The sequence below is a fragment of the Hespellia stercorisuis DSM 15480 genome, from assembly GCF_900142165.1.
GTDB lineage: Bacteria > Bacillota > Clostridia > Lachnospirales > Lachnospiraceae > Hespellia > Hespellia stercorisuis.
In genome coordinates, this window is the sequence record NZ_FQZY01000008.1 from 48,903 (window position 1) to 74,078 (window position 25,176).

The following is a 25,176-nucleotide window of genomic DNA, read 5'->3' on the forward strand; positions in this document are numbered from 1 at the left end:
ATGCGGAGGCCGTGCGGACAGAGCCATTCGGCAGGATAAGCAGTGAGGGCAAAAAGATGAAAATTGGTAAGGTATCCCAGACGGTGCTGAAACGGTCGATTTTAAAAACGATGCGTACCAGACGGGAAGAGGTGCTTTTTTCTCCATCGGTGGAGGAAATGTGCACAGCAGTTCAGATAAAAGAGACGGAGTGTGCAGTGGTGACGACCGCGACGGTGAACGGCAATGCGAAGTGCATTGGTGCGTTTGCGGTTGCGCGAGCGGTGAACGATCTGGCGACGCGGGGAGCGCAGCCGATCGGGGTCAGCGTACAGATCACACTGCCTCCTTTTGCATATGAGTCCAGATTGAAAGCGATGATGGAGTACATGGAAGAACTGTGCGGCCAGCTGCAGATCCAGATAACCTGTGCGAAAGCTGAGGTCAGCGTGGCGGTAAGCCAGGCACTGGTGTATGTGACTGCTGTCGGTCAGACCGAGGGCGGCCGCCTGTGGCAGAGCTGTCATGCAAAGCCGGAGCAGGATATTGTGCTCATCGGAGATATCGGGCTGGAAGGCATGCTTCGCGTCGCAAAGGAGCGGACGCAGGAGCTGGAAGAACGGTTTATTCCGGCGTTTATGCGCCAGATCATGGCCGGAGAGCGGGATCTGATCAAGGTAGCGGAGATCAAAACGGCTCTGGAGTACGAGGTGAGCGCGATCCAGCAGATCGGCGAGGGCGGAATCCTGGCCGCGCTGTGGGACATCGCGGAGGCGTCGAAGGTCGGGCTTGAGGTGAAGCTGGGTGCCATGTCCATTCGTCAGGAGACGGTGGAGGTGTGCGAGCACTGCCATCTGAATCCGTATCAGCTGACATCCGCGGGCAGCATCCTGGTGGTGACACCGTGCGGGGAAGAACTGGTGAAACGTCTGACAGAGGACGGCGCGCGAGCCGCAAGGCTGGGGAGAACAACAGCGGAGAATGAAAGAGTGATATCAGGCGGAGCAGAAAAACGTTTTCTGGACAGACCGCAGCCGGATGAGCTGATGCTCTGGTGGGAGCGGGAGATGAATACGTGTCCGGATTGTGAAAGAAAGGAATAAAAAGTGATGGAATCAGAATTGAGAAAACAAATTTTACGGCATATAGAAAATCACGGAAGAGTAGATCTCGGGGAACTGGCAATTCTGCTGGGAACCGACGAGGTGGCGGTTGCCAATGAGATGGCAGAGATGGAGAAAGAGAAGATCATCTGCGGATATCTGACACTGATCGACTGGTATAAGGCTGGCGAAGAGCTGGTTACGGCACTCATCGAAGTGCGTGTGACACCGCAGCGCAACGAGGGGTTTGACCGCATCGCAGAGCGCATTTACAAATATTCAGAAGTAAATTCTGTGTATCTGATCTCGGGAGCATACGATCTGCTTGTCACGATCGAGGGCAAGAGTCTGCTTGAGATCTCGCAGTTCGTATCGGATAAACTGTCCCCGATTGATGAGGTGGTCGGAACTGCGACACACTTTATATTGAAGAAATACAAAGACCACGGAATTACGATGGGAGAAAAGTCAAAATCAGAAAGGATGCTGGTGACGCCATAATGAGAAATCCATTATCAGAAAAGATTGTTCAGGTCGAGCCCTCCGGAATCCGGAAGTTCTTTGATGTGGCAAATGAGATGAAGGATGCAATCTCTCTCGGTGTCGGGGAACCGGATTTTGACACGCCCTGGAGAATCAGGGAAGAAGGAATTTATTCGCTGGAGAGAGGACGTACATTTTACACGTCCAATGCCGGCCTGCAGGAATTAAAAGATGAAATCTGTAAATATATAAATAGAAAGGTTCATGTCGCTTATGATTCAAAGCATGAAACCATTGTCACAGTGGGAGGCAGCGAGGCGATTGACATCGCATTCCGCGCCATGCTGGATCCGGGGGATGAGGTGCTGATTCCACAGCCGAGTTATGTATCCTATGTACCCTGCGCATTTATGGCGGACGGCGTGCCGGTTCCGGTGGAATTGAAAGCGGAAAATGACTTTAAGCTCACCGTGAAGGCTCTGGAAGCAGTAACCACACCGAAGGCAAAGATTCTGGTCATGCCGTTTCCGAACAATCCGACGGGAGCAATCATGACGAAAGAGGATCTGGAGCCGATCGTTGAGTTTGTTCTGGAGCACGATCTGTTCGTGCTGTCGGATGAGATTTATTCGGAACTGAGTTATCAGGGTGAGCATGTGTCAATCGCAAGCTTTCCGGGTATGAAAGAGCGCACGCTGCTGATCAACGGGTTTTCAAAGGGCTTTGCCATGACCGGCTGGAGGCTGGGCTATGTGTGCGGTCCGCAGATCATTGTGGAGCAGATGCTCAAGATGCATCAGTTCGCCATCATGTGTGCACCGACGAACAGTCAGTACGCGGCGGTGGAAGGTCTTCGCCACTGTGAGGATGAAGTGGTGAAGATGCGGGATGCATACAACAAACGAAGAAGATTTCTGATGCATGAGTTTCAGCGGATGGGAATCGAGTGCTTTGAGCCATTCGGTGCATTCTACGTGTTCCCGAGTATCCGGGAGTTTGGAATGAAATCCGAAGAATTTGCAACGCGCCTGCTTATGGAAGAAAAAGTGGCAGTTGTGCCGGGGACGGCGTTCGGAGCATGCGGAGAAGGGTTCCTGCGAATCTCCTACGCATACTCGCTGGAGGATCTGAAAGAAGCGCTGGGGCGTCTGGAGACATTCATCAACCGCCTGCGCGCGGAGAAAACATCATAGGGAGACAAAAGATGCTGAACATTGTATTGTTTGAACCGGAAATACCGGCCAATACCGGCAATATCGGCCGTACCTGTGTAGCGACAGGTACGCGCCTTCATCTGATTGAACCACTTGGATTCCGCCTGAATGAGAAGGCAATCAAGAGAGCGGGAATGGATTACTGGGACGATCTGGATGTGACCACTTATATTAATTATGAGGATTTCCTCGAAAAGAATCCGGATGCGAAGATATACATGGCTACAACAAAAGCCCCGTATGTCTATTCTGACGTAAAGTTCGAGGAAGACTGTTATATCATGTTTGGAAAAGAGAGCGCCGGTATTCCGGAAGAAATACTGGTGCAGAATAAAGAAAACTGTATGCGGATTCCCATGATTGGAGATATCCGATCACTTAATCTGGGCAATTCTGTCGCGATTGTGCTCTATGAGGCACTGAGACAGCATCAGTTTGCCCACATGAACACAGAGGGACATTTACATCGATTAAACTGGGAGTAAATGCTCCTTTTTTAATACAAATGTAACCGCCGGAAATGGCGAAAAAGCTTGGAAAACAGCGGATTTAGCAGAAATTCCCCGAGGCTGTATTTCGGTAAAATTGTCGAGCGGTGGGTTGCATGAAAACACAAAAATATAAGAAGTGTCTATAGGTTAGTGGTGACGATATTTATAGGTTTTGTTTATAATTAACAAAGTTTATGGACGATTCTGAAAGTTTGTGTTACTATTTTACTATGTGATACAGAAAGGCGGTGACTGAAGAATGGTAGAAGAGACCATCCAGACCATCAGAGAAACTGAGGCAAAAGCGGAAGCTATCATAAAAGAAGCAGATGTGAAATGCAAAGAGTTACTTGATGCGGCATCACAGAAAGCGAAGCAGCAGAAGGCAGACAAGCTGGCCGGAATTGAAGCGCAGGCGAAGGCTGACATACAGTCAGCAAAAGAAGCGGGCGAAAAGAAACTGGCAGCGGCGGCTGTATCAACTGCAGCAGAAGTGAAGAGCTTAAAAGAGGCAGCACTTTCTCGCGAAGAAGAAGCGGTGAAACTCGTAATGGAGCGGGTCGTTTCATAACAAAGGAGGGATTTACGTTATGGCAGTATTGCAGATGCAACGAATCAGTATCTGCGCGCTCAAGACGGAGCGAAAAGCCATCCTGGAAAAGATCCAGTCTTTAGGCGTCATGGAAATCAACCATGTGCTCGATGAAGACCAGGATTTCCAGAAGATGGATACCGCAAGTCAGAGAAGCAGCTTTGAGAAAGCGGCAAACACCGCAGATCAGGCGCTGGCGATCTTGCAGGAATACGTTCCGGTGAAGCAGTCAATGCTATCGTCTCTCGCAGGCAAGGATTTAGTGGAGCAGAAGAAATTCAGAGAATCAGTGAGTCGAAAAGAAGAAACACTGAAAAATGCGAAACAACTTGTACGCCTGAACAAATCGATAGCGGAGAAAAAGGCGAACATTCTCAAACTGGAGAATGACCAGGAGGCACTGACTCCCTGGCTTCCGTTGGACATTCCAATGAATTACAGCGGAACCACCCATACGGCAATGCTTTTGGGGACTATGCCGGGGGCGATGACTTTGGAAGACATCTACGGAGCGATAGCAGAGAATGCTCCGGACGCAGCTGGCACCGATGTTCAGATTATCACAGCTGAACAGGACACTACGTATCTGACCGTGATTTGTCACAGGAAAGATGAGACAGCGGTAGAGGATGCATTGCGCTCCAAAGGTTTTGCGAAGCCTACGCAGGTAACACATCATGTTCCATCCAGGAAGAAAGAATTGCTGGAGGGAAAGATCAAACAACTGAATACGGAAATTACGGATATTGAGAGTCAGATCAAAGGATTGGACAGCAAGAGAGCCGATCTGAAGCTGATGTCGGATTATTACAGAATCCGCGCCGATAAATACCAGGTGCTCGGAGATATCCCACAATCTCAGAGAACATTTTTAATCAGCGGCTATGTGCCGGGGAATGCAGTAGAGCTGATGAAAAAAGAGATTGGAGAGAGGTTCGACTGTGTCATAGACATGGAAGAAGTAAAAGAAGAGGAAGACATGCCGATTCTTTTGAAAAACAACAAGTTCTCAGAATCAGTAGATGGAGTATTGGCATCTTACGGACTTCCTCAGAGACACGAATTTGACCCAACGACAATTATGTCGTTTTTCTATGTGTTCTTTTTTGGAATGATGTTATCTGATGCTGCGTATGGAGCAATCATTGCGATTGCCTGCTTCATTGTCCTGAAAAAATTCCCTCGTATGGAAAAGGGAATGTCGAAGATGATCCGCATGTTTATGTTCTGTGGAATCTCGACGGTATGCTGGGGGATTCTCTTCGGAGGATATTTCGGAGATGTTATTACAGTAGTGGCAAAGACATTCTTTGATACGGATATTGTGGTTCCGGCATTATGGTTTGTTCCATTGAACAACCCGATGAAGCTTCTTGTCTATTCTCTGGCATTTGGAGTGATTCATCTGTTTGTCGGCCTCGGAATCAAGGGCTACTCACTGATTAAACAAAAGAAATATCTGGATGCTGTATGCGATGTGGGACTTTGGTTTTTATTCCTGCTCGGACTGCTGGTTATGCTGATCCCGAGTGACCTGTTTGCATCTATTGCACAGGTGAAAATCGTATTTCCGGCGGCAGTTACGGCCTTCGGCAAATACGGAACCATAGCCGGAGCACTGGGCCTTCTGTTAATGTCAGGACGTTCCAGCAAAAATCCGGGGCTGAGACTCGCGCTTGGCGCATACGATCTATACAACATCACAGGATGGCTCAGTGACGTTTTGTCATATTCCAGACTGCTGGCTCTTGGACTGGCAACCGGAGTTATCGCATCGGTTGTAAACCAGATGGGCAGCATGGCAGGAAAGGGCGTTTTCGGAGCGTTGATGTTTGCTCTTATATTTTTAGTAGGACACGCTTTGAATATGGCAATCAATATTCTGGGTGCATATGTACACACCAATCGTCTGCAGTACGTTGAGTTCTTCGGAAAATTCTACGAGGGCGGCGGACGTGCATTCGAACCATTTAAAGAAAATACAAAATATGTAGATATTAAGGAGGAACATTAAAATGGAAGGTATTTGGGGTAATTTAGGAATTGTTTATGCGCTTCTTGGCGCAGCAGCAGCTGTATTTCTTGCAGGAGCAGGTTCAGCAATCGGAGTAGGTATCGCAGGTCAGGCAGCATCGGGAGTAGTAGCGGAGGATCCAAACCAGTTTGCAAAGGTTCTGATCATGCAGCTTCTTCCTGGTACACAGGGTATCTACGGTCTGCTGGTAGGATTTATCACATTGTCTAAGATCGGTCTTCTCGGCGGCAGCCTTGCAGCAATTGACCCACAGACAGGTCTTATGATTCTTGCAGCTTGTCTCCCAATCGGAATCGTTGGTTTGATTTCCGGTAAATATCAGGGAATGACATCTGCAGCAGCAATCGGAATCGTAGCAAAGAAACCGGATCAGTTTGGTAAAGCAATGCTTTTCCCTGCAATGGTTGAGACATATGCCATCCTGGCACTTTTGATTTCTATTCTTTCAGTAAGTAACATTTCTGTAGCGTAAAGGAGAGTAATAAATGAGCGGATTAGATAAAATAAAGGATCAGATCCTGGAAGAAGCTAATCACTCCGCCGATGGAAAACTTGCTGAGGCAAATGCAAAGGCTGACAAGATCATACAGGATGCTATGGATGCGGCAGCAAAAGAAGGCGAGTCCATCTCAGCTAAAGCGCAGACAGAGGTTGCAAAACTGAATGAACGTGCTGAATCCTCATGTGACCATCAGAAGAAGAAAGCGCTTCTGCAGGCCAAGGGTGAGGTTATTTCAAACGTACTTGAAAAAGCATATGAAAAGCTGAAAAATATTGATGATGCAAGCTATTTTGACATGATTCGCAAGATGTTGGAAAAGTATTCATTGGCAGAGGATGGAGAGATTTACTTTTCGGAATCAGATCTGAAGAGATTGCCGGCAGGCTTTGAGGGGGAGATCAGTAAGATCGCCCAAGCCAAAGGTGGAACTCTGAAGTTAGCAAAAGAAGGAAAAGACATGGTTGGCGGCTTTGTCCTGGTGTACGGCGGTATCGAAGAAAACTGTACACTGCGCGCAATTTTTGACGCGAAAAAGGATGAGTTATCCGACGCGGTTCACAAGATATTATTTTAAGCGCAACATAAAGCAAGGAGGATTATCATGACTGATATAAGATATACTTACGCAGTTGCGCGCATACGGGCTTTGGAAGTGTCATTGTTTAACAAGGCGGCAATCGACCAGCTTATGGCTTGCGAGACGGAGCAGCAGTGTCTGCAGTTTCTGAGTGAAAAAGGCTGGGGTGATGTGAATGCATCACTGGATGTCGAGGCTATGATGGAGTGTGAAGAGGCAAAGATCTGGAAGGTGATGGAAGAGGTGGCAGTAGATATGTCCGTCTTTGATGTGCTTTCCTATCCGAATCTGTTTCACAATCTGAAGGCGGCGATCAAGGAGGTCTGCACCGAGACGGAGAATCCGGGAATATTCTATGATGATTGTTCCATTTCGGGTGCGGAGATGCTTGATATTGTGAGAAAAAAAGAATTTTCACGTCTGCCGGCAAACATGGTGGCGGTGGCGCAGGAGGCGTATGACACATTGCTTCATACACGGGATGGACAGCTATGCGATGTGATCATTGACAAAGCGACGCTGGATGCGGTTTATGCGGCGGGCAAGGCAGCGAAGGACGATATCGTCCGGGATTATGCAGAGTCCACTGTGGCGATAGCAGATATTAAGATTGCTGTTCGTTCACAGAAGACCGGAAAATCGTTAGACTTTATGAAGCGTGCAATGGCGGAATGTAATAGTATTAGCGTGGATCAGTTGTCGAAGGCAGCGCTTAGCGGCGCGGATGCCATAAGAGAGTATCTTATGGGAACTGCATACTCAGAAGGAGCGAAAGCTCTGGACGAGTCCTCATCAGCATTTGAACGCTGGTGTGACAATCGCATGATGCAAACCATGCAGCCACAGAAATACGAATCATTTTCAGTAGGACCTCTCTTCGCGTACGTATTGGCGAGAGAGAATGAGATAAAAACAATACGAATCATTTTATCCGGAAAACAGAATGGCTTTTCCGATGAGGCGATTCGGGAAAGGGTAAGGGAGATGTATGTATAAGATTGCAGTGATGGGCGATTATGACAGTATCTATGGATTCGCTACTCTGGGTCTCAGCATCGTCCCTGTAAGTACCCCGGAAGAAGCAAAGGAAAAACTGCATCAGCTGGCAGGCGGCCAATATGGAATTATCTATATTACCGAGGCTGTGGCGGCTGAGCTGACAAGAGAAATTGAGAAATATCAAGAACAGATTACACCATCCATTATCCTGATTCCGGGCGTTTCCGGTAACACGGGAGCTGGAGTACAGGGGGTAAAAGCAACTGTTGAACAGGCAGTCGGCTCTGATATTTTATTCAGTAACTAAATCGAAAAGTAAAGGTGGGTGATTCGTCCAAATGAGTAAGGGCACGATAAAAAAAGTAGCAGGACCTCTGGTAATCGCTGAGGGAATGCGCGATGCGAACATGTTCGACGTTGTTCGTGTAAGTAATCAGAGACTGATTGGTGAGATCATTGAGATGCACGGAGACGAAGCTTCTGTGCAGGTATACGAGGAGACATCAGGCCTTGGACCGGGAGAACCGGTAGTATCTATGGAAGTTCCAATGTCCGTAGAGCTTGGACCTGGTCTGATCACAAGTATTTATGATGGTATCCAGAGACCTCTGGATGATATCATGAAAGTATCCGGCGGAAACAGCCTGAAGCGTGGTGTGGAAGTTCCTTCTCTGAAGAGAGATCTGAAGTGGGAGTTTGTACCAACAGCAAAAGTAGGCGACGAAGTAGAAGCAGGAGATATCTTCGGTACAGTACAGGAGACACAGGTTGTACAGCAGAAGATTATGATTCCTTATGGAGTCAAAGGAACGATCAAGGAGATTAAATCCGGAGAGTTCACAGTAGAAGACGTTGTTGCCGTTGTGACGACAGAAGATGGCGATAAAGAGTTGACAATGATGCAGAAATGGCCGGTTCGTAAAGGTCGTCCGTATCAGAAAAAACTTCCGCCACAGATGCCGCTCGTAACAGGTCAGCGTGTAGTAGATGCATTTTTCCCGATCGCAAAGGGTGGTGTTGCAGCCGTTCCCGGACCGTTCGGAAGTGGTAAGACAGTAATCCAGCATCAGCTTGCAAAATGGGCTGAAGCGGATATCGTAGTATACATTGGCTGTGGTGAGCGTGGAAATGAGATGACGGACGTTCTGAACGAATTCCCGGAATTGAAGGATCCAAAGACAGGCCAGTCTCTGATGCAGAGAACGGTTCTGATCGCAAACACATCCGATATGCCTGTTGCGGCCCGTGAGGCTTCAATTTATACAGGTATCACAATCGCTGAGTATTTCCGTGACATGGGATATTCCGTAGCACTGATGGCGGACTCTACATCACGTTGGGCTGAGGCACTTCGAGAGATGTCAGGACGTCTGGAAGAGATGCCTGGTGAGGAAGGTTACCCTGCATATCTGGGCAGCCGTCTTGCACAGTTCTACGAGAGAGCAGGACATGTTGTTTCATTAGGTAAAGAAGGCAGAGAAGGCGCACTGTCAGTTATCGGTGCCGTTTCTCCTCCGGGCGGTGATATTTCCGAGCCTGTATCCCAGGCAACACTCCGTATCGTAAAGGTATTCTGGGGTCTGGATTCAGCACTTGCTTATAAGAGACATTTCCCGGCTATCAACTGGCTGAACAGCTACTCTCTGTATCTGGACGATATGGAGGCATGGTTCAATGAAAATGTTGAGGCCGACTGGATGGATTGCCGTCAGAAGATGATGAGCTTACTGCAGGATGAGGCAGAGCTCGACGAGATCGTTAAGATGGTAGGTATGGATGCACTGGGACCGGTTGACCGTCTGAAGATGGAAGCAGCCCGCTCTATCCGTGAGGACTTCCTGCATCAGAACTCATTCCACGAGATCGATACGTATACATCACTGAGAAAACAGTATCTGATGATGAAGCTTGTAATGGCTTACTATGATGAAGCGATCGCTGCATTGGATGAGGGTGCTCCGATGGGTGCTCTGATTGGGCTGGCGGTTCGTGAGAGAATCGGTCGTTACAAATATACATTGGAAACAGATATCGATGAAGAGTTTAAGAAAATCAGCGAAGAGCTGAGTATGGAAATTGCCAATACAATTGGGAAGGAGGACTTCTAGAAATGCCAAAAGAATATAGAACCATAAAAGAAGTTGCCGGTCCTCTGATGATGGTAGAAGGCGTAGAAGGTGTATTTTTTGATGAATTAGGTGAGATCGAGCTGGCAAGCGGTGAGACTCGTCGTTGTAAAGTACTTGAGATTGACGGAAGTAACGCTCTTGTACAGCTGTATGAGAGTGCAACAGGTATCAATCTGTCCAACAGTAAAGTACGTTTCCTGGGAAGAACCATGGAACTCGGTGTGTCGGAAGACATGCTGGGACGTGTATTTGACGGTGTAGGTAATCCGATCGATGACGGTCCGGAGATCCTGCCGGAGGCACGTATGGACATCAATGGTCTGGCGATGAACCCGGCAGCGAGAAGCTACCCGGAGGAGTTTATCCAGACAGGAGTATCTGCAATCGACGGACTGAACACACTGGTTCGTGGACAGAAACTTCCAATCTTCTCAGCATCAGGTCTTCCACATCAGAATCTGGCAGCACAGATTGCAAGACAGGCAAAAGTTCGCGGTACAGATGAGAACTTCGCCGTTGTATTTGCTGCAATGGGTATTACATTTGAGGAGTCTAACTTCTTTATTGAGAGTTTCAAGGAGACAGGAGCAATCGACAGAACGGTTCTGTTTGTAAACCTTGCAAATGACCCTGCTATCGAGCGTATCGCTACACCGCGTATGGCTCTGACCGCAGCGGAGTACCTTGCGTTTGAAAAAGACATGCATGTACTTGTTATTATGACAGATATCACAAACTACGCGGATGCACTTCGTGAGGTTTCTGCCGCACGTAAAGAGGTACCTGGACGTCGTGGATATCCTGGATACATGTACACTGACCTTGCTTGTTTATATGAGAGAGCAGGACGTCAGAATGGAAAGAACGGAAGTATCACAATGATCCCGATTCTGACCATGCCCGAGGATGATAAGACACATCCAATCCCTGACCTTACAGGATACATCACAGAGGGCCAGATCATTCTGAGCCGTGACCTGTATCGTAAAGGTGTAACACCTCCGATCGATGTACTTCCTTCTCTTTCACGTCTGAAAGATAAAGGTATCGGTGACGGTAAGACAAGAGCAGATCATTCCAATACGCTGAACCAGTTATTCGCAGCTTATGCGCGTGGTAAAGATGCAAAAGAGTTGATGGTAATCCTTGGTGAGGCCGCATTGACAGACATCGATATCCTGTATGCAAAATTTGCAGATGCATTTGAAAACGAATACGTTTCACAGGGATATAATACAGACCGTTCAATCGAGGAGACTCTTGATATCGGATGGAAACTTCTTTCTATGCTTCCGAGAGCAGAGTTGAAACGTATCGATGATAAGTTCTTGGATGAGCACTACGGAAAACACTAAGGGGAGAGGTGAGTACATTTGGCATCTACACAAATCAATCCAACCCGTATGGAGTTGAACAGATTAAAAAAGAAAAAAGTGACAGCCATAAAAGGCCATAAGCTTTTGAAAGATAAGCGGGATGAACTCATGCGCCAGTATCTTGACCTGGTTCGGGAGAACATGGCATTGCGTGAGAAGGTAGAAGCTGGAATTCTCTCTGCGAACAAGAACTTTGTTATCGCAAAGGCGGGTATGTCAGGAGCAGCATTGAACACAGCACTGATGGCGCCGAAACAGGAAGTGAATTTAGGTGTTGGTGAAAAGAACGTCATGAGCGTAAATGTCCCAACGTTTGAATACCAGACCAGAACTGCGGATACGAACGACATCTATTCCTATGGATTTGCGTTCACATCCAGCGATCTGGACGGTGCAGTAAAGTCGCTGGCAGACATTCTGCCGGATATGCTGCGTCTCGCTGAAATCGAAAAGGGCTGCCAGATGATGGCGGCTGAGATCGAGAAGACCAGACGTAGAGTTAACGCTCTGGAGCACGTAATTATTCCGGAGACAGAAACAAATATTAAGTTTATTACTATGAAGCTGGACGAGAACGACAGAAGTACGACCGTTCGATTGATGAAGGTGAAAGACATGATGCTTGAAGAGGCTCATGGATATAGTAAAAAATAATGTGGGAGGACAATTCATGAGGCACAACTGGCAATAGCGGCTGATTCAGCCACGTTGCCAAGCTTGCCGATTGGACGGTGTCTCCTGACAAAAAAACAAGCGGTGCGAAAGCACAGCTTGTTTTTTTGGTTGTTAAATTTGTTGAATGGTGCGATGTTTTAATAGAAAATGTGTCCAAAGCACCACTTGTTTTTTTTCTGTAAGGAAATACATGGTGATCTCCAGGCAGACCCGTACAACTGGATTACAACCAGCAGACCGAAATTCCGCATATATTACAGCGAAATTTCCTCCCCGTTGCGATACATCTGCAATACATGCTGAATCCGTTCATTCGGGCTCAGAATGCTGCTGATGGAACCGTCGTGGTTGAGGGTATCGATAATCAGTGCAATGTATTTGCTCATATCACAGTCGATGTAATATGGTTTGCTCAAAAGCTCCGGTGTCTGGTAGATCAGGTTGGTGGTGAGGATTCCGGAGATGAGTCCCTCCTCGTAGGCCTGGTCAAACTTGTCGAGACCGTTTGTGAAAAGTCCGAAGGTGGCAGCGGCAAAAACACGTTTTGCCTTGCGGCGTTTTAACTCTTCTGCGACCTCGAGGATGCTGTCGCCGGAAGAAATCATGTCATCGATGATAATGACATCCTTGCCCTCCACAGAGCTTCCGAGGAACTCGTGTGCAACGATCGGGTTGCGTCCATCGATAATCTGTGTGTAGTCGCGGCGTTTATAGAACATACCCATGTCGAGACCGAGCACGTTGGCGAGATAAACCGCACGGTGGGTTCCACCCTCGTCTGGGCTGATCGCCATCATATGATCGCTGTCGATCTGAAGGTCCTTGACCTCTCTGAGAAGTCCTTTGATGAACTGATAGGCAGACGGCACAGTCTCAAATCCACTGAAGGGAATTGCATTCTGAACACGCGGATCGTGGGCGTCAAAGGTGATAATGTTATCCACGCCCATGTGAACCAGTTCCTGGAGTGCAATAGCACAGTCCAGTGATTCACGGCCGCTGCGCTTGTGCTGACGGCTCTCGTAGAGGAATGGCATAATGACGTTGATACGGCGTCCCTTTCCGCCTACTGCGGCAATGATACGCTTCAGGTTCTGATAGTGGTCATCTGGGGACATATGGTTGGTGCGGCCGGAAAGCGAGTAAGTCATGCTGTAGTTACAGACGTCGACCATAAGATAGAGATCTTTTCCCCGGACGGATTCGTTGATGATTCCCTTGGCCTCCCCGGATCCAAATCTCGGCACACTCGAATTGATAATATAATTATCTCTTTCGTAACCGGAAAAAGCAATATCCTCCTTGTGCTCGATCGAGCTTTCTTTTCTCCACCGCACGAGGTAATCATTGACTTTGGCGCCCATCTCGTCGCATCCAGGCAGAGGGATGAGCCCGAGTGCACCTACCGGTATATTTTCTAAAGTTCTTTCTGTTCGACGTAACATGTTGTTAATTCTCCTTCCTGTCCACACCATATTATTTGGTTTTGGACTGTACGTTCCTTAATTTCTTTTTTAGTCGTATATCATCACCAACTAATTTTAACATGGTGTAATTACTGGTAATTCTTGAAAATGTCCGCTCTGAGTAAATATCGACCAATGACTCCAGTGAGAGATTGGTTGATATGATTGTCGATTTCCGATCCAGCAATCGGTCATTGACACAGGAAAAGAGCTGTGATGTCACAAAAGAATTGGTGAGCTCAGTTCCCAGATCATCGATAATCAGCAGATCACAGTTGAAAATGTAGTCATACATATTCGTTGCGTCGACATCCTTGTCAAATGTGCTCTGGGCCATGACGTGGAACAGTTCGGACGCAGAAAAATAAATCACAGAGAAGGCCTCATCCATAAGAGCCTTTGCAATACAGTTGGAAAGAAACGTTTTTCCAATACCGGTGTCACCGTAAAGAAAAAGATTCTGAAAATCTGTTCCGAAGGTGGTGACAAAGTTCTTGCAGGCGGCAAGCGCATCTTCCATAATGTCGTAGGAAGAACGTTTGCTTTTGGGGTCTATGTGATTTTTTGAATAATAATCCAGAGAGAAGGTATCGAAATTTTCGATTTTTAAAATCTCCTGCAGATTGGATTGCGCATATAGTAGATTGGTAATTGCTTTTTTAAAACAATGGCATTTCTTATTCCCGATATACCCGGTGTCCTGACAGTCGGGGCAGGTGTAGACCGGATCGAGATACCCGGCGGGAAAACCTGCACTCTCCAGCAGGTGCTCCTTGCTGTTGCGCAGGATGGCGAGCTCCTCCTTGAGAGAGGTGACAGCGTGGTCATCACCATTGAGCAGTTTTTTTCCGTATTGCACGGAAAGAATGGCTATGGAATCATCTAAGTCCTTATATTCCGGTATCCGGGAATACACTTTCTGATAGCGTTCCTCTAAAACATTGCGGTTATGTAACTGTTTCTGTTCATAATCGCGCATAATCATGTCATATTGTGATGATTTCAGTGCCACGGTAGACTCCTTTTTAATTACTGTTCAGCAGTTGTTCTTCGAGAGAATCCATATCATAGGTGCGTCCCTCAAAGTTATTTGATTTGGTCACGGCTTTTTTGCCGGACGCTTTTTTACTCTGTTTTGACTTCTGATAAGCAGCGTCGAGTGCACTTATGTCGGTCAGGTGGTGAACGTTGTTCTCGAACCATCTCTTTAAAATGGTATCGGTATATTCAAAGCTTGGCTGATGCGTCACGGAAATTGTGCGCGCACAGGCCTCCTGAACAATATCCAGGGAAAATCCGTATTCGCCGGTCCACTTGTTGATGTAGGCGACCTCTGCGGGTGCCGGAGCCCGTCCCTTGATTCCGAAAGCGTTCAACACGGTATAGCAGTTTTTGTTGTAGGTGAGCGCTCTCGCCTTGGCGTCCTCGACAGTGTGAATGTGTGAATCAGACCAGGAGAGTGCTACTTTCTGTATGTAATGAATGCTTTTATGTCCGTTTTCCACACAAGACTCGATCAGATATTCGATCAGATCAGCAGAAAAACCTAATCCATCATAAAAATATGTAATCGTCTCAATATCAGTCTTGGTCAATGTTTTTCCAAGATACTGTTCTGCGATAAAGAGCAGAGATTTTAGTTCCTTCTGCGCTTTAAAAGAATCCAGCGCAATTGCCTTTTGCGGGGCAGCCTCCGGAGTGATCGGAGAATCGGTGGCAGGACTCATGCAAGCTTCGCTCTTCGGCGAAGGTAAACTGTGGACAGGCTCTGTGGGAGCGCTGCCGGCACACGCCAGTACAGGGGCTTTTTCAAGCTCGACACCGATGATCTTCTGATCGGCATCCCGCTCCAGATGGAATAGTCCCTCTTTTTCCCAGTATTTGAATGCACGGAGAATGTCTTTCTCTGTGTTGTCAAGACAGTCTGCGATCGTGGCGATCGTCAGATTCGAACAAGGATCGTTCAGATGGCGCAGCAGAAAAAGGTAAACCTTTACAAATTCGCCGTTCGCTTTAATCATGCAATGATCGATAAAATCATTGGAAATGATGGTAGCATTTGATTGGTATTTATTCTTTAATGATAATGTCTTCATGGTTATCCCTGCCCTCTAAAATTGTTTGGTAGATGTATTATATCATTTTAGAGGATAGAGACAATCGTTTTTTTGTGGATAAGGGAATGTGAAAACTGTGGATAACTCTTATTTTAAAAGATCTTCGCCGATGTTTACGACGTCTCCGGCCCCCATAGTTATCAACAAATCGCCGGAAGAACAATTTTCTTTCAGGTAATTCTCAATCTCCGCAAAATTCGGAAAATACGTTGCATCGGCACCGAGATCCCGGATGGCTTTTGCCAGATCACTGGAGGAAATCCCCAGGGTATCGGTCTCTCTTGCGGCATAGATATCGGCCAGAATCACGTGATCCGCATGGGACAGCGCGTCGGCAAACTCGTGGAAGAACGCCTTGGTTCTTGTGTAAGTATGCGGCTGGAATACACACCAGAGCTTTTTGTGCGGATAGTGCTTTGCAGCCTTGAGTGTAGCGGTGATCTCTGTCGGATGGTGCGCGTAATCGTCCACGATGGTCACGCCCTCCATCATGCCCTTGTACTCAAAGCGGCGGTCCGTCCCATGGAATGCGAGAAGTCCGGCCTTGGTGGTCTCCATCGGGATGGCGAGAAGATCTGCGACAGCGATTGCGGAGAGAGCGTTGGATACATTGTGGTCTCCGTTTACAGAGAGTGTGATGTGGTCGGTCTTCTTTCCATTCTTTAATAAATCAAAAGAGACGTTGCCTCTCTCTCCATATGTAATGTCGCGCGCACAGTAATTAAGCTTTGAGGAAGTTCCGTAAGTGATGACACTGCAGTCAAGTCCCTCAAAAATCTCTTCGTAATCGGTAATGTCACCGTTGATGACAAGCGTTCCGTCTGATGGCAGCAGAGCTGCGAACTGGCGGAAGGATTGACGGATGTCCTCCAGATCCTTGAAAAAGTCAAGGTGATCCTCTTCTATGTTCAGAATAACGCTGATCTTTGGAAAGAAGTGGAGAAAACTGTTTGTGTATTCGCAGGCCTCTGTGATAAAAGTACCGGAACTGCCGACGCGGATATTTCCGCCGATTGCCTGAAGAATACCGCCGACCGAGATCGTGGGATCCAGTTTCCCCTCGAGCAGTATGTGGGAAATCATGGAAGTAGTGGTAGTTTTTCCATGTGTACCGGAAACTGCAATTGGTGTATCATAGTTCTTCATGAGCTGTCCTAAAAGTTCAGCCCGGGTGAGCATGGGAACCTTCTTGGCCACAGCCTCGATCAACTCCGCATTGTCGCGCTGAATCGCAGCGGTGTAGACAACAGCATCGATATCATCGGTAATGTTTGCGGCCTTCTGTCCGATGATGATCTGGACACCGCGGGATGCGAGCTGATCTGTGAGTGCGGATTCTTTGGAATCCGAGCCGGATACGGTAAAGCCTTCTTCTAACAGGATCTCAGCGAGCCCGCTCATGCTGATACCGCCGATTCCGATAAAGTGAATATGAATTGGTTTTTGAAAATCTATTTTGTACATATAGTTCCCATTCCTCCCATTTCTTAAAATTAATCATATCTTTAAACTATCTTTTATATTATACTATATATAGTGAAAATTCCAAGGGTATATTTTTGTGCAATTTTAACAAAAACAAATTGCGACAAAGAAATTCTTTGTAAAATATGTTCACTGATACGAAAAATATGCTATAATAAAACAACTAACTAGAAATGAGGTGATGACATGATTAAAAAAGAGATGATAGCCATGTTACTCGCAGGAGGACAAGGCAGCCGATTGGGGGTTTTGACATCAAAAGTGGCAAAACCAGCGGTGGCATTCGGTGGAAAATACCGAATCATTGATTTTCCGCTCAGCAACTGCATCAATTCCGGGGTGGACACAGTAGGTGTATTAACACAGTATCAGCCATTACGGTTGAACACTCATATCGGAATCGGTATTCCGTGGGATTTGGATCGAAATATTGGAGGAGTTTCGATTCTGCCACCATACGAGAAGAGTACGAACAGTGAGTGGTATACAGGTACTGCAAATGCGATTTATCAGAATCTTGATTACATGGAGACTTATAATCCGGACTACGTATTGATTCTGTCCGGTGATCATATCTATAAGATGGATTACGAGGTGATGCTGGACTACCATAAAGCAAACAATGCAGATGTCACGATAGCAGCGATGCCGGTTCCTATGGAAGAAGCCAGCCGTTTCGGTATTGTGGTGACAGATGATGAAGGCAGGATCAGTGAGTTCGAGGAGAAGCCGGAGAAGCCGAGCAGCAATCTGGCATCCATGGGAATCTACATATTTAGCTGGCCGGTTCTGAAGGACGCTCTGATCAAACTCTCAGATCAGCCGAATTGTGATTTCGGTAAACATATCATTCCGTATTGCTTTGAGAATGACAAGCGTCTGTTCGCCTACGAGTATAATGGTTACTGGAAGGACGTCGGAACGCTGAGCTCTTACTGGGAGGCGAATATGGAGCTGATTGATATCGTGCCGGAATTTAATCTGTATGAGGAATTCTGGAGAATCTATACGAACAGCTCAAATCTTCCGCCGCAGTACATTTCCGAGGAGTCTGTGATTGAGAAGAGTATTATCAGCAATTCTTCCGAGATCTACGGCGAGGTGCGGAAATCTGTTCTGGGTGCAGGTGTTACGGTCGGCAAGGGCACGATCGTGCGTGATTCCATTATCATGCGGGATGTGGTACTCGGAGAGAATTGTGTGATCGATAAGGCGATCATCGCGGAGGACACCGTGGTTGGTGACAATGTGACCATCGGAGTCGGAAGTGATGTGCCGAATAAGGAAAAACCTCAGATTTATGCTGGCGGACTTGCGACGATAGGAGAAAATTCAGTGATACCGTCCAACGTACAGATCGGTGTCAATGTTGCAATCAGTGGAGTTACAACCAAAGAAGATTATCCTGGCGGAGTACTTGCAAGCGGAGAGACATTAATAAAGGCAGGTGAGCGCGTATGAGAGCAGTAGGAATAATATTAGCAGGCGGAAACAACAGGAAGATGCAGGAATTGACGACAAAGCGTGCCGTGGCGGCTATGCCGGTGGCAGGAAGCTACAGGGCAATCGATTTTGCGCTGAGCAACATGACCAATTCCCATGTCCAGAAAGTGGCAGTGCTGACACAGTACAATGCCAGATCTCTGAATGAGCACCTGAATTCTTCCAAATGGTGGAATTTCGGAAGAAAGCAGGGCGGTCTGTATGTGTTCACACCGACGATTACCTCCGACAACGGATACTGGTATCGCGGCACGGCAGATGCAATCTATCAGAACCTTGATTTCCTGAAGAGATGTCACGAGCCGTATGTGATTATTACCTCAGGTGACGCTGTCTACAAGATGGACTATAATAAGGTACTGGAGTATCATATCGCCAAGAAAGCGGACATCACGGTTGTGTGCAAGGAACTGGAGGCGGGAGAAGATGCAACCCGTTTTGGAACCATACGCATGAATGAGAGCGCGAGAATCGAAGAGTTCGAAGAAAAGCCAATGGTGGCGAACTCCAACACAATTTCAACCGGAATCTATGTGATCAGAAGAAGACAGCTGATTGATCTGGTGGAGCATTGTGCAGAGGAGGACAGGCATGATTTTGTGACCGATATCTTGATTCGTTATAAGAATCTGAAAAAGATATATGGTTATAAGATAAATAGCTACTGGAGCAATATTTCAACAGTGGATGCGTATTACCAGACAAACATGGACTTTTTGAAACCGGAAGTTCGCAATTATTTCTTTAAGGATCTGCCGGAAGTTTACTCCAAGGTTGGCGATCTGCCACCGGTGAAGTACAACGAAGGCTCTGTCGTGAAGAACAGTCTGATTGCAAGCGGAAGTATTATCAACGGTACCGTTGAAAATTCCATTCTCTTCAAAAAGACATTTGTCGGCAATAACTGTGTGATTAAGAACTCAATTATCTTGAACGATGTGTATCTGGGGGATAACACATACATTGAGAACTGCATTGTTGAGAGTCGTGACACAATTCGTGCGAACACTCGTCACGTCGGTGAAAACGGTGTGAAGGTGGTTATAGAGAAGAATGAACGATACGCAGTATAGTTCAAGACACAGAAAGGGGACTGGAACGATATGCAGATAACGGATGTACGTGTACGGAAGGTTGCGAAGGAAGGTAAGCTGAAAGCCGTTGTTTCCATTACAATTGATGAAGAGTTTGTTGTTCACGATATCAAAGTAATTGAAGGCGAAAAAGGCTTGTTCATCGCCATGCCGAGCAAAAAGGCGTTGGATGGTGAGTACCGGGACATCGCACACCCGATCAATTCCGCGACAAGAGAGAGGATTCAGAGTACGATTTTGCAGAAGTACGAAGAGACTTTAGCGGAAGAGCCGGAAGAGACAATTGGGTAATGTAAGAGAAGTTCAGTCAAAGAGAAGACACCGTACTATGGGGGAGTATGGTGTCTTTTTTTGCGGAATACAAAATCAGTCAGGCTGGAAGTTGGAACGTCATGGCCTTTTTGGTTTTTGGATGCTGAAATTCCAGCATATATGCGCACAGTTTCAGGCGGGGGCCGGCTGGAACGGAACTGGATCCGGAGATGTCCCCTGAGATACCTCCGGAAACGGCTCCGTATTTGGAATCGCCGATAATCGGGTGCCCCATGTGGGACAGCTGAACGCGGATCTGGTGGTGGCGGCCTGTCTCGAGCGTGATATCAAGCAGCGTGTTTTCCTGATCCGTGCGCACAGTGTCGTAGGAGAGGCGGGCGAGTTTGGCGCCGGGAGTCTCTCTGGTGCAGACGCGGGAGGTGTTGGCTCTGGCATCCTTTACAAGATAGTCTTCCAAAACAGCGGAGGCCGCCGTGGGATGTCCTGCTACAAGGGCGTGATAATGTTTTCCAAAACCATGATTCTGGAGCTGGCGGTTCAGCTCTTTCGCCGCAAACGGTGTTTTGGCAAAGACCAGAATACCCTCCACGGGCTGGTCGAGTCGATGGATGACAGCCAGGTACGGCTCTTTTTTTTCGCCGCTGTTTTTATAGAGGTGGTTTTTGAGCAGACTGACCATATCTGGAGTGCCGACGCGCTTGCTCTGGGTGGGAACATCCGCAGGTTTTCGACACACAATAATGTGTGTATCTTCATATAAAATATCTAAATTCATTGTGAATTTCCTTTCATTATATTAATCCGGGAAGCCTGGGGCCGCAAACAGTCTTTGTGTATGCAAACAGATATTTATGTGCTGCAGGCAGATATTTCCTTGACAATACAGGAAAAGAAAATTAAACTGTGTACAGACAAAAAGCAGGCCCGGAGTTTCTGAACAGCTACTTTGATTTAAGCACAGCAGGCCGGGGCTTGTCAATACGAAGACGAAGGATGAGGAGACAGTATGATACCGTATATATTATTGATTGCAGGTTTTTTTCTATTAATAAAGGGGGCAGACTTTTTTGTGGATGGATGTTCAAGCGTGGCGAAAATATTCCGCGTCCCGACCATTATTATCGGACTTACGGTAGTGGCGTTCGGCACAAGCATGCCGGAGGCGTCCGTCAGTGTGACAGCGGCCATGCAGGGCAAGAATGCACTTGCGGTCAGCAACGTGATCGGGTCCAACATCTTTAATCTGTTGATTGTGCTGGGAGCGTGCGCGGTGGTACGTCCCATTCAGCCCAAATGGTCTGTTCTGAAAAAAGAATTTCCGTTCTCGGTTATCATCACAGTGGTTCTGCTCCTGTTCATGGTAAAAGGCGGATTTGCGGAGATCATGGATGCGTCAAAGACTTACGTTCTTCCACGGATCGGCGGAATTGTACTTCTTGCGCTGTTCGTAGTGTTTGTGGTATCCACGGTGCTGGATGCACTTCATTCGCGGAAAAGCGTGGAGGAGGCGGGGGAGCCGGAAGAAGAGTACGAGACGCTGCCGCCGGTGAAGACGACGATCTACATCATCGTGGGACTTGCCGGAATCATTCTGGGCGGAGATTTTGTCGTGGACAGCGCGACAGAGATCGCGAAGCAGTTCGGACTGAGCGAGACATTTATCGGACTGACGATTGTGGCACTGGGGACGTCCTTGCCGGAGTTGGTGACATCGATGGTCGCCGCCGGAAAGGGCGAGAACGATCTTGCACTGGGAAATGTTGTGGGGTCCAACATATTTAACATTCTGCTGGTTTTGGGACTGTCGGCGACGATCACGCCGATCACGGTGGATGCGCTTGCAGTTTACGATACCATTGTACTGATTCTGGGGAGCCTTCTGGTTTACATCTGTGCGATCAGCAGGAAGGGGCTGTCCAAGATAGAGGGAGCGCTGTTTCTGTTCACCTATGCCGTTTTCTTTGTGTATGTATTGCTGAGATAGCGTAATGGAAGGATTTGACCGCGACAGCGGGAAAATGCGCTTTTGTCCGCAGACAGAGCGCTGGTGAGATGAGCGGAACACTTGACATTCCGCGGAAATTCAAGTACTATTTTGTAGGAAAGTTATCTGCGCGGACAGCGGGTACGTCAGACTGGCCGGCGCGGTTACAATATGGAAAAAGGAGAAAATACAATGGCAAAGGAAAAGAAATTGGTTGAGTCCATTACATCCAGGGACGAAGACTTCGCACAATGGTATACGGATGTTGTGCGGGAGGCAAAGCTGTGCGATTATTCAGGGGTGAAGGGATGCCTGAACTATCTGCCGAACGGATATGCAATCTGGGAGAATATCCAGGCAGATCTGGATAAGAGATTTAAAGAGACGGGAGTGGAGAATGTGTATCTTCCGGTTTTGATTCCGGAGTCTCTTCTGCAGAAAGAAAAGGATCATATCGAAGGCTTTGCACCAGAGGTGGCATGGGTGACCCACGGTGGGTTAGAACCGCTTCAGGAGCGCTTCTGTGTCCGCCCGACTTCTGAGACCTTGTTCTGTGATCACTGGAGCAAGACGGTTCAGTCTTACCGCGATCTGCCGAAGGTATGGAACCAGTGGTGCTCTGTGCTGCGGTGGGAGAAGACGACGAGACCGTTCCTGCGTTCCAGAGAATTTTTGTGGCAGGAAGGCCATACGATTCACGCAACATACGAGGAGGCTGAGCAGAGAACGGTCATGATGCTGAATGTTTATAAGGATTTCGTGCAGAATGATCTGGCAATTCCACTGGTGACCGGACGCAAGACGGAGAGCGAGAAGTTTGCAGGTGCACAGGACACGTACACAATTGAGGCATTGATGCATGATGGAAAAGCATTACAGTCTGGAACAAGCCACTTCTTTGGCAAGACATTTGCGGATGCGTTCGATATCAAATATTCAGACAAGAACAACGAGCTTCACAGCGTGTACGAGACTTCCTGGGGAGTGTCCACGCGTATTATCGGCGCTATTATCATGGTCCACGGAGATGACAGCGGTCTGGTGCTGCCACCGAGAATCGCACCGGTGCAGACCAGAGTGATCCCGATCGCACAGCACAAGGAAGGCGTGCTGGAGAAGGCAAATGAACTGATGAACAGCCTGAAGGCAGCAGGATACCGCGTGAAGATCGATGATACAGACAAGAGTCCTGGATGGAAGTTCAGTGAGCAGGAGATGCTGGGAATCCCGACCCGTATCGAGATCGGGCCGAAGGATATCGAGAACAATCAGGTGGTGGTTGTCCGACGCGACACCCGTGAGAAGATCGTAGTATCCATGGACGAGATTGAGACAAAGCTTTCTGAGATTCTGGAGAAGATTCAGAAGGATATGTTCGACAGAGCGAAAACATTTTTGGATTCACACATTACTTCGGCAGTCACAATGGACGAGATGAATGAGAAGTTCAATGAGAATAAGGGATTCATCAAGGCGATGTGGTGCGGTGAGGAAACCTGCGAGGAAGAAATCAAGGCAGCCACGGGCGGAGCGACGTCACGCTGCATCCCGGAGGAACAGGAATGTCTGTCTGACAAATGCATATTCTGTGGAAAGCCTGCGAAACATATGGTGTACTGGGGAAAAGCATACTAAAATGTTCAATTTTATTAAAAACTTTGTAAAGTCAAGGGAAAATCACGGTTTTTCCCTTGACTTTTTCTACACAAGGTAATACAATATTCTAGCGTGCACAAAAAGCATATTTATTTTGTGCGCGCATGTAAAGAAATTTACAAACTGCAACCACCTTGCAAAAGCAAGGGAGAAAAATCATAGGAGGTGAAAAAAATGCCAACATTTAACCAATTAGTTAGAAAAGGACGTCAGACTTCTGTAAAGAAATCTACAGCACCAGCTCTTCAAAAAGGATTTAACTCTCTGAAGAAAAAGTCTACAGATATCTCTGCACCACAGAAACGTGGAGTATGTACAGCAGTTAAGACAGCTACACCTAAAAAGCCTAACTCAGCACTTCGTAAGATTGCCAGAGTTCGTCTTTCTAACGGTATCGAGGTAACAAGTTATATCCCAGGAGAAGGTCACAACCTTCAGGAACATAGTGTTGTTCTTATCCGTGGAGGAAGAATCAAGGATTTACCAGGTACAAGATATCATATCGTTAGAGGTACATTAGATACAGCAGGTGTTGCTAAGAGAAGACAGGCTCGTTCTAAGTACGGCGCTAAGAGACCAAAAGACGCTAAATAAAGCTGGAGCACTAGTGAACGCGAGCGTAAGCGAAGTGTGAACTTAGTACGAAGCTTGTTCTTCGGAACTTAGCGAGGTGCTATCGAGCTTAGTCTCGAAGAACTTCCGCTAAAAAAGAAGACAGTAACTAAAAAGTTAAATCGTATCACAAACAGAACTATGATTAATCGTAGGTTGCGGGTTCTACTATATATAGAGTTCCTCGCGAGCAACGAACACAGTATCATTAGAAAGACACATGTGAGTACCGATGAATTAATCCCGGGGATAACCCGGCAAATATGATTAAGGAGGGAAGGACCGTGCCACGTAAAGGACATACTCAAAAAAGAGACGTATTAGCGGATCCAATATACAACAACAAAGTTGTTACCAAACTTATCAATAACATCATGTTAGATGGTAAGAAGGGTGTAGCACAGAAGATTGTATATGGAGCATTTGAGAAAGTTGAAGCAAAGGCTGACAAGCCAGCCATCGAAGTGTTCGAAGAAGCAATGAACAACATCATGCCAGTACTTGAGGTAAAGGCAAGACGTATCGGTGGAGCAACTTATCAGGTACCAATTGAAGTGAGAGTTGACAGAAGACAGGCTTTAGCACTTCGTTGGATCACAACGTATTCTCGTAACAGAGGCGAGAAGACAATGGAAGACAGATTAGCAAATGAGATTTTAGATGCATCTAACAACACAGGCGCATCTGTTAAGAAGAAAGAGGATATGCACAAGATGGCTGAGGCTAACAAGGCATTTGCTCACTACAGATTCTAAAGCTAGAGCACTTAGAGAATGCGAGCGCAAGCGAAGCATGAACTTAGTACGAAGCTTGTTCTTCGGAACTTGGCGA

General features: G+C 47.1%; 25 protein-coding genes. 20 read left to right on the plus strand and 5 right to left on the minus strand.

Annotation, left to right across the window (positions count from 1 at the left end; all coding sequences use genetic code 11):
- The first annotated feature begins 56 nt into the window (after positions 1 to 56).
- The 13 genes from BUB85_RS02550 to BUB85_RS02610 all read left to right on the plus strand — a co-directional run bounded on the left by BUB85_RS02550 (position 57) and on the right by BUB85_RS02610 (position 12,134).
- Positions 57 to 1,082, plus strand: a complete 1,026-nt coding sequence (locus BUB85_RS02550; protein WP_073104771.1) for an AIR synthase-related protein — start codon at positions 57 to 59, stop codon at positions 1,080 to 1,082.
- A 6-nt stretch (positions 1,083 to 1,088) separates the two neighbouring features.
- Positions 1,089 to 1,583, plus strand: coding sequence for an Lrp/AsnC family transcriptional regulator (locus BUB85_RS02555; RefSeq protein WP_073104550.1), 495 nt, complete (start codon positions 1,089 to 1,091; stop codon positions 1,581 to 1,583).
- Positions 1,583 to 2,758, plus strand: coding sequence for an aminotransferase class I/II-fold pyridoxal phosphate-dependent enzyme (locus tag BUB85_RS02560; RefSeq protein WP_073104551.1), 1,176 nt, complete (start codon positions 1,583 to 1,585; stop codon positions 2,756 to 2,758). The genes BUB85_RS02555 and BUB85_RS02560 overlap by 1 nt, the downstream gene beginning before the upstream one ends.
- An 11-nt stretch (positions 2,759 to 2,769) precedes the next feature.
- Positions 2,770 to 3,264, plus strand: a complete 495-nt coding sequence (locus BUB85_RS02565) for a tRNA (cytidine(34)-2'-O)-methyltransferase (protein WP_073104553.1) — start codon at positions 2,770 to 2,772, stop codon at positions 3,262 to 3,264.
- A 265-nt stretch (positions 3,265 to 3,529) separates the two neighbouring features.
- Complete coding sequence (locus BUB85_RS02570) at positions 3,530 to 3,841, plus strand: hypothetical protein (protein WP_073104554.1); 312 nt, start codon at positions 3,530 to 3,532, stop codon at positions 3,839 to 3,841.
- A gap of 19 nt (positions 3,842 to 3,860) precedes the next feature.
- Positions 3,861 to 5,876: a V-type ATP synthase subunit I gene (locus BUB85_RS02575; protein WP_073104556.1), complete on the plus strand. Its 2,016-nt coding sequence runs from the start codon at positions 3,861 to 3,863 to the stop codon at positions 5,874 to 5,876.
- Position 5,877: 1 nt separating this feature from the next.
- Positions 5,878 to 6,369, plus strand: coding sequence for a V-type ATP synthase subunit K (locus BUB85_RS02580; protein WP_073104557.1), 492 nt, complete (start codon positions 5,878 to 5,880; stop codon positions 6,367 to 6,369).
- Positions 6,370 to 6,382: 13 nt separating this feature from the next.
- Positions 6,383 to 6,973 (plus strand): V-type ATP synthase subunit E, encoded by a 591-nt coding sequence (locus tag BUB85_RS02585; RefSeq protein WP_073104559.1) that lies wholly within the window; start codon positions 6,383 to 6,385, stop codon positions 6,971 to 6,973.
- Between the two features lie 27 nt (positions 6,974 to 7,000).
- Complete coding sequence (locus tag BUB85_RS02590; RefSeq protein WP_073104560.1) at positions 7,001 to 7,972, plus strand: V0D/AC39 family V-type ATPase subunit; 972 nt, start codon at positions 7,001 to 7,003, stop codon at positions 7,970 to 7,972.
- Entirely contained in the window at positions 7,965 to 8,282 is a 318-nt protein-coding gene (locus BUB85_RS02595; protein ID WP_073104561.1) for a V-type ATP synthase subunit F, read from the plus strand. The genes BUB85_RS02590 and BUB85_RS02595 overlap by 8 nt, the downstream gene beginning before the upstream one ends.
- A 31-nt stretch (positions 8,283 to 8,313) precedes the next feature.
- Entirely contained in the window at positions 8,314 to 10,083 is a 1,770-nt protein-coding gene (locus tag BUB85_RS02600) for a V-type ATP synthase subunit A (protein ID WP_073104563.1), read from the plus strand.
- Between the two features lie 2 nt (positions 10,084 to 10,085).
- Entirely contained in the window at positions 10,086 to 11,459 is a 1,374-nt protein-coding gene (locus BUB85_RS02605; RefSeq protein WP_073104564.1) for a V-type ATP synthase subunit B, read from the plus strand.
- Positions 11,460 to 11,477: 18 nt separating this feature from the next.
- Positions 11,478 to 12,134: a V-type ATP synthase subunit D gene (locus tag BUB85_RS02610; RefSeq protein ID WP_073104566.1), complete on the plus strand. Its 657-nt coding sequence runs from the start codon at positions 11,478 to 11,480 to the stop codon at positions 12,132 to 12,134.
- 275 nt (positions 12,135 to 12,409) lie between these two features.
- Here the strand turns inward: BUB85_RS02610 and BUB85_RS02615 are convergent, their stop codons facing one another.
- The 4 genes from BUB85_RS02615 to murC form a co-directional block, all read right to left on the minus strand.
- Entirely contained in the window at positions 12,410 to 13,600 is a 1,191-nt protein-coding gene (locus BUB85_RS02615; RefSeq protein ID WP_073104568.1) for a ribose-phosphate pyrophosphokinase, read from the minus strand.
- A 31-nt stretch (positions 13,601 to 13,631) separates the two neighbouring features.
- Positions 13,632 to 14,633 carry an ATP-binding protein gene (locus BUB85_RS02620; protein WP_073104570.1) on the minus strand — a complete coding sequence of 334 codons (1,002 nt, stop codon included), beginning with the start codon at positions 14,631 to 14,633 and terminating at the stop codon, positions 13,632 to 13,634.
- A 13-nt stretch (positions 14,634 to 14,646) separates the two neighbouring features.
- Complete coding sequence (locus BUB85_RS02625; protein WP_073104572.1) at positions 14,647 to 15,717, minus strand: DnaD domain protein; 1,071 nt, start codon at positions 15,715 to 15,717, stop codon at positions 14,647 to 14,649.
- Positions 15,718 to 15,825: 108 nt separating this feature from the next.
- Positions 15,826 to 17,202, minus strand: a complete 1,377-nt coding sequence (gene murC, locus BUB85_RS02630; protein WP_073104574.1) for a UDP-N-acetylmuramate--L-alanine ligase — start codon at positions 17,200 to 17,202, stop codon at positions 15,826 to 15,828.
- A gap of 207 nt (positions 17,203 to 17,409) precedes the next feature.
- On the opposite strand from murC, the gene BUB85_RS02635 reads away from it, so the two are divergent.
- From BUB85_RS02635 to spoVG, 3 genes are read left to right on the plus strand one after another with little or no spacing between them, the layout of a single operon-like run.
- Entirely contained in the window at positions 17,410 to 18,684 is a 1,275-nt protein-coding gene (locus BUB85_RS02635; RefSeq protein ID WP_073104577.1) for a glucose-1-phosphate adenylyltransferase, read from the plus strand.
- A complete protein-coding gene (glgD, locus tag BUB85_RS02640) occupies positions 18,681 to 19,799 on the plus strand; it encodes a glucose-1-phosphate adenylyltransferase subunit GlgD (RefSeq protein ID WP_073104578.1) in 1,119 nt (372 codons plus the stop codon). Before BUB85_RS02635 ends, glgD begins: the two co-directional genes overlap by 4 nt.
- Positions 19,800 to 19,829: 30 nt before the next feature.
- Complete coding sequence (gene spoVG, locus BUB85_RS02645) at positions 19,830 to 20,111, plus strand: septation regulator SpoVG (RefSeq protein WP_073104580.1); 282 nt, start codon at positions 19,830 to 19,832, stop codon at positions 20,109 to 20,111.
- A gap of 79 nt (positions 20,112 to 20,190) precedes the next feature.
- Here the strand turns inward: spoVG and BUB85_RS02650 are convergent, their stop codons facing one another.
- Positions 20,191 to 20,868 (minus strand): RluA family pseudouridine synthase, encoded by a 678-nt coding sequence (locus BUB85_RS02650; RefSeq protein WP_073104583.1) that lies wholly within the window; start codon positions 20,866 to 20,868, stop codon positions 20,191 to 20,193.
- Between the two features lie 234 nt (positions 20,869 to 21,102).
- Here BUB85_RS02650 and BUB85_RS02655 point away from each other — a divergent pair, with 234 nt between their 5' ends.
- The 4 genes from BUB85_RS02655 to rpsG all read left to right on the plus strand — a co-directional run bounded on the left by BUB85_RS02655 (position 21,103) and on the right by rpsG (position 25,100).
- Positions 21,103 to 22,077 (plus strand): calcium/sodium antiporter, encoded by a 975-nt coding sequence (locus BUB85_RS02655; protein ID WP_073104774.1) that lies wholly within the window; start codon positions 21,103 to 21,105, stop codon positions 22,075 to 22,077.
- Between the two features lie 192 nt (positions 22,078 to 22,269).
- Complete coding sequence (gene proS, locus BUB85_RS02665) at positions 22,270 to 23,712, plus strand: proline--tRNA ligase (protein WP_073104587.1); 1,443 nt, start codon at positions 22,270 to 22,272, stop codon at positions 23,710 to 23,712.
- Between the two features lie 195 nt (positions 23,713 to 23,907).
- Positions 23,908 to 24,327 carry a 30S ribosomal protein S12 gene (rpsL, locus tag BUB85_RS02670; RefSeq protein ID WP_073104589.1) on the plus strand — a complete coding sequence of 140 codons (420 nt, stop codon included), beginning with the start codon at positions 23,908 to 23,910 and terminating at the stop codon, positions 24,325 to 24,327.
- 302 nt (positions 24,328 to 24,629) lie between these two features.
- Positions 24,630 to 25,100 carry a 30S ribosomal protein S7 gene (gene rpsG / locus BUB85_RS02675; protein ID WP_207648931.1) on the plus strand — a complete coding sequence of 157 codons (471 nt, stop codon included), beginning with the start codon at positions 24,630 to 24,632 and terminating at the stop codon, positions 25,098 to 25,100.
- The last annotated feature ends 76 nt before the right edge of the window (positions 25,101 to 25,176 follow it).

Coding starts and splice junctions, on each gene's coding strand:
- BUB85_RS02550 (WP_073104771.1), top strand. CDS start 57: ATGAAAATTGGTAAGGTATCCCAGACGGTGCTGAAACGGTCGATTTTA.
- BUB85_RS02555 (WP_073104550.1), top strand. CDS start 1,089: ATGGAATCAGAATTGAGAAAACAAATTTTACGGCATATAGAAAATCAC.
- BUB85_RS02560 (WP_073104551.1), top strand. CDS start 1,583: ATGAGAAATCCATTATCAGAAAAGATTGTTCAGGTCGAGCCCTCCGGA.
- BUB85_RS02565 (WP_073104553.1), top strand. CDS start 2,770: ATGCTGAACATTGTATTGTTTGAACCGGAAATACCGGCCAATACCGGC.
- BUB85_RS02570 (WP_073104554.1), top strand. CDS start 3,530: ATGGTAGAAGAGACCATCCAGACCATCAGAGAAACTGAGGCAAAAGCG.
- BUB85_RS02575 (WP_073104556.1), top strand. CDS start 3,861: ATGGCAGTATTGCAGATGCAACGAATCAGTATCTGCGCGCTCAAGACG.
- BUB85_RS02580 (WP_073104557.1), top strand. CDS start 5,878: ATGGAAGGTATTTGGGGTAATTTAGGAATTGTTTATGCGCTTCTTGGC.
- BUB85_RS02585 (WP_073104559.1), top strand. CDS start 6,383: ATGAGCGGATTAGATAAAATAAAGGATCAGATCCTGGAAGAAGCTAAT.
- BUB85_RS02590 (WP_073104560.1), top strand. CDS start 7,001: ATGACTGATATAAGATATACTTACGCAGTTGCGCGCATACGGGCTTTG.
- BUB85_RS02595 (WP_073104561.1), top strand. CDS start 7,965: ATGTATAAGATTGCAGTGATGGGCGATTATGACAGTATCTATGGATTC.
- BUB85_RS02600 (WP_073104563.1), top strand. CDS start 8,314: ATGAGTAAGGGCACGATAAAAAAAGTAGCAGGACCTCTGGTAATCGCT.
- BUB85_RS02605 (WP_073104564.1), top strand. CDS start 10,086: ATGCCAAAAGAATATAGAACCATAAAAGAAGTTGCCGGTCCTCTGATG.
- BUB85_RS02615 (WP_073104568.1), bottom strand. CDS start 13,600: ATGTTACGTCGAACAGAAAGAACTTTAGAAAATATACCGGTAGGTGCA.
- BUB85_RS02625 (WP_073104572.1), bottom strand. CDS start 15,717: ATGAAGACATTATCATTAAAGAATAAATACCAATCAAATGCTACCATC.
- murC (WP_073104574.1), bottom strand. CDS start 17,202: ATGTACAAAATAGATTTTCAAAAACCAATTCATATTCACTTTATCGGA.
- BUB85_RS02635 (WP_073104577.1), top strand. CDS start 17,410: ATGATTAAAAAAGAGATGATAGCCATGTTACTCGCAGGAGGACAAGGC.
- glgD (WP_073104578.1), top strand. CDS start 18,681: ATGAGAGCAGTAGGAATAATATTAGCAGGCGGAAACAACAGGAAGATG.
- spoVG (WP_073104580.1), top strand. CDS start 19,830: ATGCAGATAACGGATGTACGTGTACGGAAGGTTGCGAAGGAAGGTAAG.
- BUB85_RS02650 (WP_073104583.1), bottom strand. CDS start 20,868: ATGAATTTAGATATTTTATATGAAGATACACACATTATTGTGTGTCGA.
- proS (WP_073104587.1), top strand. CDS start 22,270: ATGGCAAAGGAAAAGAAATTGGTTGAGTCCATTACATCCAGGGACGAA.
- rpsL (WP_073104589.1), top strand. CDS start 23,908: ATGCCAACATTTAACCAATTAGTTAGAAAAGGACGTCAGACTTCTGTA.